The sequence below is a fragment of the Rhodopirellula sp. JB055 genome, from assembly GCF_043100905.1.
Classification (GTDB): Bacteria; Planctomycetota; Planctomycetia; order Pirellulales; family Pirellulaceae; genus Rhodopirellula.
Map to the genome: position 1 here is coordinate 1 of NZ_JBICHO010000476.1, position 5690 is coordinate 5690.

Consider the following 5690-nt stretch of genomic DNA (forward strand, 5'->3'; position numbering starts at 1 on the left):
CGGTCACCTTCGATGGCAATCAGTCGTGGGTGCTCGACCCTCCCAAGCAGACACTACTCTGCAAACCGACCCGCCGGATCAAAGCCAAATCCTGGGGCACTGCTCGCGAGCTTCGATTTGATGGGACGCAGTGGCGGCCAGCGATCCGGGAACATACGAATGAATTGAACCGGATCGATGCCCTGCCAAATCAAGTGGCTGGGGTCAAAGTTGAATCCAAACTCAGGACGATTGTCGAGTGCTTCCAGGGCTCGTTGAGCCGTGTAGATATCGAACGCGATTTCGGTTGGGTGAACCTCCAACGCGAAACGAACGCCACATTCGCCGAACACATCCAGAATCGGATTGAAGCGTTCGGCCAACAATTCAAACCCCGCGTCGATCATCGATGGCGGAACTGGTGGGAAAGAGTACAGCAGGTGCCAGATGCTGCTGCCGGTGAAACCGTTGACAACATCGACGCCAAACTTCTGAGCCGCCCGAGCCGTGTTCTTCAGTTCTTCGATCGCTCGCTCATTGACAGCGGCAGGGTCACCATCGCCCCAGACGTACTCGGGCAGGATCGCCTTGTGCCGTTCATCGATGTTGTCCAGCACGGCTTGGCCGACCAAGTGAGCGCTGATCGCGTGACACTGCAGGTTATGCTTGGCCAGCAACGCGTGCTTTTTCTCGCAGTAGTCGTCTTCGGCCAAAGCCTTGTCGACCTCGAAGTGGTCCCCCCAGCACGCCAACTCAATCCCGTCGTAACCGAAGTCGGCGGTCATGGCAGCCATCTCTTCGATCGGCAAATCCGCCCATTGACCAGTGAAAATCGTGACGGGACGTGGCATGGAGGTCTCCAGAAAAACGGGGAACGGGATCCATCAAAATGGATCGTAACACGAGAATAAACGCCCTCGCGGCGTCGGGCCGGCATTATCGCCGAACACTGTTCGCCGGGCAATTCCCCTGCATCCGATGAATCCGATTCCCCTCGACTCCCCCAATCCATTCACCGAAACAAACCAAACGCTCCTGACCCCCGGTTTCCACGCCAGAAACAAAGCCCCACGCCGGACACAACGCGCCCCCAACCGAAAAGCGTGAACCGCCAACGCTACACTCGGCGCTCATCGGAAGAGAAAATCGCGCTGAGGTACAAACCGGTCGGTGCCTGCGATCTCTCCGGCGTCTGCATATGGCTCCGAACAGCTCGCATCACATCGCGTCTTGAAATTTGCCCTCGCAATCGCCCGTCGCTATCCAACACAGGCAAACGCCGACAGGCAGCATTCAAGAACGTCTGGGCAATCGTCAGCAGATCGGTTTCCTCGCTGATCGTCGGCGGGTTCCTGTCAGTCAAATCGCCCACCGGGATGCTGGGAAGATTCTCATACGCCATCCCGACCACAAACTTCATGCACGACTTTTCAGAAAACACGCCAATGAAGTGACCATCCTCATCCACCACCGGAGCACCCGAGATCCGTTGCCGCAACAAGACATCGAGCGCCTCCAACGCATCCATCTGAGGCGTCAAAGTGATGAGGTTGCGAACCATCATCTCTCTCGCAGTCACATGCGGCATGGTTCCAGGGCTCGGAGTCGGAAGCGTCGCGGTTCCAATCGTTTTCGTCATGACGAGGGTCCTCAATTTGACAAGGCAGGATCTGAAGAAAAATTCGTCCACTGAAATCACTTTGAGGAATTCGCGAAGACTCCGTCAAGAAAATTCCATGGCGCAAATCGCGACCAACGTTTGATGAAGAGGCGTCCTTCGCCCCCGCTTGACTGCGTCCCGCCCCGTTGGGGTCGCAATTCACGGTAAAATGCGTCACAAAGGCAAGCAACGAGCCCCAATTGCAGAAACAGAAATTGGGTTTGTGAAAGTTGTCACGCAGTGCACCAGGAGAGTGGAATGTTGGGTCGTTGGGTCGAATTCGAATTTGATTGCTTGCCGCTTCGAACCGTGTCTCGGTTGGACGTTCCCTTGGATGCGTCGCCGAATTACGAGGCGTTTGTGCTGCGAGTCAAAGCGGCGCTGGCCAAACACGGCACTCACAACACGTACTACTTGCATCGAGCACGGTGCGTGTTCCATCTCACCAACAACCCCGATCGCGGCCGCGTGGAGTTTCACGTCGAAGGCATCGTGATGACCGGTGGAAAAGATCTGAAAACCAAAGCCGTGGACCTGACCGTCACACTGGGCGAAGAAACCTGCGATTGGCTGAATGAGCCTGCGGTCGAATTCTTGGCTGAATCCGTCAAGCACTCCATCGCCGTCGAGTTCGACCGTTACATCCAAGCCGGTGACCTAACTCAAACCGAAAAACGTCTGGAAAAAATCCAACGTCAAATCGAAGAGGGCGACGGTTTCCAAGCGATGTACCTGTGATTTTCGCAGTCGCGTTTCTCTTGACACGACAACGACAGAATCCCTAGTTAAACAGGTCGCCCGATGTTCCCCACAGGGCTGCTTGTATGACGGCCACCAGATTCTTGGCCGCCTGTGTCAATTGGACTGGATTTGCTGATTTGGCTTGACTGGACGATTGAATCGGTCGATTCAACGGACTGGAACCATTTCGACAACAACCAATCCGCCTCCGACGGAAGGACGCGACGATGACGAAACGATCAACTCAAACTCGAAACGCCGCGCGAACCCTGGTCGCCCACGCCGCAATCGGTTTTTGTGTGACCGCCAGCATCGCTGCCACGGGATGCCGTAGCGGACGCCCCAGCCTGAACCTGTTCGGCATGCGAGGAGAACCCTCCGCCGAAACACTGGCAGGCACCGGCCCGACGTTGACCTACCCGCAACCGCCTTCGTCACAAGCCACACCGAACGCAATCGCATCGGTCGCCGGCGGCACCGCCCCGGCCGCCCCAAGCGGAACGCCAGGCGACTCAACACCGAACATGTACGCCGCAACCAGCACCGCTGGCCTGCCAACCGTCAACAGCACACCCGGCGTCCCGAGCACACCGCCCGCCTCCGCCAGCGCTCCATACGGCGCTGTCGCCTCGCAAAACAAAGGCGGCCTGCCGCCTGCGTCCTACGCCCTTCCCGGCAGCCAAACCCCTTCGCAACCTGCCAGCTACGCGGCAGCTTCCGCGAACGGCTACGCGATGGGCCCCCAACCAACTCAACCCACCACTCCACGCCCAACCGCGATGCCACCGATCAGCGTGCCATCGACCTCGGCTCCTGCCGGCGCGGACGCCATTGCAGCTCAACCAAGCGGTGCCGCAGGCCAAGCCAACGGATTCACTTTGCCAGAATCGGCCGTCGCCGCCAAGCAACCATCCAGCAGCCCTCAAACAGGCTCCGCCTTTTCGCTGCCAAGTGATTTGACGCCCAACACAGAAGCCACCAAGACGGCATCCAACACGCCGCCTTCATCGCCCGCGGTCTCCGCACTCAGCCTACCCGACAACATCGGCCAATCGATCTCCGCCGCCAAGGACAAAGTTGCCTCGGCCGCTTCCGATGCCACCAAGCCTACTGCCGACGCGGCCGCGAAAGCCGCTTCCGCTGTGACCGACACGCCTGCCTCTCAAACCGCCACTGGTTCCACCTCGGGAAGCCCCAACTCAGTCAAACCAGCGGGCTACATGCCAGGCAGCACGGGCGCCGCATCGGGTTACCCCAGTGGATCCGTGATCCGCTAAACATTCAGCAGGCCAGCGCTGGAAACACGTGAACAACAAGTGACGATGTTAACGGTGTAACGCAAGCCACCCAGCGAGGAATCGGAGGGATCAAGCCCTTCCGATACGTCACATCTTGTTCACGCGTCGCTTGACCTCGAGTGGACGCGGGAAGACTGGTGCTCTTCAAAACGGGCCAAATGCCGAAAGACTCCTGCCGACACGCCTAGCGGTCTGTCAAAGTTAAAAGTCAGGGTTGTTCGCTGATGCAGTAAACCTGCGTCAGCGTGCGAATCAGCAACTTGTCTTCAACGACGCTCGGCGTCGCGATGCACAACTCATCCAGCGGATTGGTGCGCAGGACCTTGAACTCCGGCCCCGCCTGCACCACATAGGTCAGCCCCTGCTCGCTCAGACAGAACACTTTGCCGCCATACGCCCATGGCGAAGACGTGAACGAACCCTTCGGCGAGAACCGCCTCTTGCCGTAGACCTCCTCGCCTGTTCTCGCATCGTGACAAGTCATGAAGCCTTGATCGTAGACCGTGTACAAGTAGTCGCCGTAGACAATCTGCGTCGTGTTGTACGGCGAGGCTCGCGGCTGATACCACTCGATGAACTCGCTGCTTGCAAACCCATCTGCCGTGTCGATCTCGCCGGACGCTCCAGGGCGAATCGCAAATGTGGGACGATGAGAATCGCCAACATAGCCAGACGACAAGTAACACATCCCGTGCGCTGCAAAAGGAGAGGGAATCACCAGAACCGACATGTCCCCGTCGAAACTCCACAACTCTTCCCCATCCAAAGAGTAGCTTCGATTCTTATTCTGCCCTGGCACAACGATCTCAGTTCGCAAATCATTCTCCCACACCAAGGGCGTTGCCCACGACATCGTTTCGTCACGCGACAATTGCCAGCGTTGTTCACCGGTTAGCGTGTCGAAGGCAGCGATCCACGACGCTTCCTTGTTGTCGTAAACCACAATGACCTGGTCGCCATGCACGACCGGTGAGGCCGCAGCACCGTAGTCCATGTTCGTCTTCATGGGATCGATCGCTCGCGACCACAGCAATTCACCATCCAGGCTGTAGCAGTACAGCCCCAAGTCGCCGAACAAGACAAACAGTCGCTCCCCATCGCTCGCTGGCGTTTCGGCCGCGTAAGAACTCTTAGGATGCCGCGGAACAACCGGCCGCCCAACATGAGCCTCGCGTTTCCAAAGCTCTCGCCCGCTGCCCAGATCGAAACAGTGCAACATCCAGTGGTGCATTCCCTTCGCCGGATCACGCACGCCTTCGCCCAAGTACAAACCTCCCTGCGGCGGCGTGTTCGCTTCTTCCGCCACAACCGCCGAAACAAACACGCGATCCCCAACCACGACCGGACTGCCCCAACCTTGCCCAGGCACCTCCGCGGCCCAAACGACGTTGGTCTCCGTGTCCCATTGCGTTGGCAAGCCAGCATGATCGGACGCAACCCCCGTCGCATCAGACCCTCGAAAACGAGTGAAATCCTCGCCCGCAATTCCCCCCGCCATGCCGACCACCATCGCCAAAACCGAGACCCCACTAACCGCCCATCTCACCGTGCACATACCAACTCTCGCCGAAGGATCAGAATCATCACCCTCGAACATAACCGGAATGCGGACCGACGACCCGCACCTCGCGTGCAATCAATCGAACGTTGAGAAAGCCCCCTTCGTCACCGCGTCCACACCTTCCGCGGTGACACGGGTGCCTTCGCACTCGATGTGCTGCAGAAACGGAAGGTCGCTCAACTGCAAGATCCCTTCGTCAGTGACGTCGGTCTGATCGAGCCCGATGCCTGTGAGCAAACGAAGCTCAACCAACTTCGCCAAATCCTCATCCTGCACACTCGTTCCCGCAAGTTGAATCTGCATCAGATTGGGCAACCTCGCCACATGGTCGAGCAACGACGACCGAAAATTCTCCGGCGTGAACTCGACCGCGAAAATGGGCTGACCATCGGCGAGACGAACCATCCTCACGCCAGCCATCTGCAACTCGAAACGAGCCCGACGCCCATCA

At 58.3% G+C, this 5690-nt stretch carries 4 protein-coding genes and 2 pseudogenes; 2 read left to right on the forward strand and 4 right to left on the reverse strand.

What is annotated here, in order from left to right:
* Positions 1-140 precede the first annotated feature (140 nt).
* Both ACF8AM_RS18775 and ACF8AM_RS18780 read right to left on the reverse strand, forming a co-directional pair.
* Positions 141-830: pseudogene (locus tag ACF8AM_RS18775) on the reverse strand (sugar phosphate isomerase/epimerase family protein); the annotation flags it as partial.
* Positions 831-1096: 266 nt separating this feature from the next.
* Positions 1097-1618, reverse strand: a complete 522-nt coding sequence (locus ACF8AM_RS18780) for a CBS domain-containing protein (RefSeq protein WP_392557118.1) — start codon at positions 1616-1618, stop codon at positions 1097-1099.
* Between the two features lie 279 nt (positions 1619-1897).
* On the opposite strand from ACF8AM_RS18780, the gene ACF8AM_RS18785 reads away from it, so the two are divergent.
* Positions 1898-2377, forward strand: a complete 480-nt coding sequence (locus ACF8AM_RS18785) for a hypothetical protein (protein ID WP_392557119.1) — start codon at positions 1898-1900, stop codon at positions 2375-2377.
* Between the two features lie 230 nt (positions 2378-2607).
* Positions 2608-3657 (forward strand): hypothetical protein, encoded by a 1050-nt coding sequence (locus tag ACF8AM_RS18790; RefSeq protein WP_392557120.1) that lies wholly within the window; start codon positions 2608-2610, stop codon positions 3655-3657.
* Between the two features lie 229 nt (positions 3658-3886).
* Here ACF8AM_RS18790 and ACF8AM_RS18795 read toward each other — a convergent pair whose 3' ends face one another.
* Positions 3887-5095, reverse strand: coding sequence for a PQQ-binding-like beta-propeller repeat protein (locus ACF8AM_RS18795; RefSeq protein WP_392557121.1), 1209 nt, complete (start codon positions 5093-5095; stop codon positions 3887-3889).
* A gap of 219 nt (positions 5096-5314) precedes the next feature.
* A pseudogene (locus ACF8AM_RS18800) lies at positions 5315-5690 on the reverse strand (hypothetical protein); the annotation flags it as partial.

Coding starts and splice junctions, on each gene's coding strand:
- ACF8AM_RS18780 (WP_392557118.1), bottom strand. CDS start 1,618: ATGACGAAAACGATTGGAACCGCGACGCTTCCGACTCCGAGCCCTGGA.
- ACF8AM_RS18785 (WP_392557119.1), top strand. CDS start 1,898: ATGTTGGGTCGTTGGGTCGAATTCGAATTTGATTGCTTGCCGCTTCGA.
- ACF8AM_RS18790 (WP_392557120.1), top strand. CDS start 2,608: ATGACGAAACGATCAACTCAAACTCGAAACGCCGCGCGAACCCTGGTC.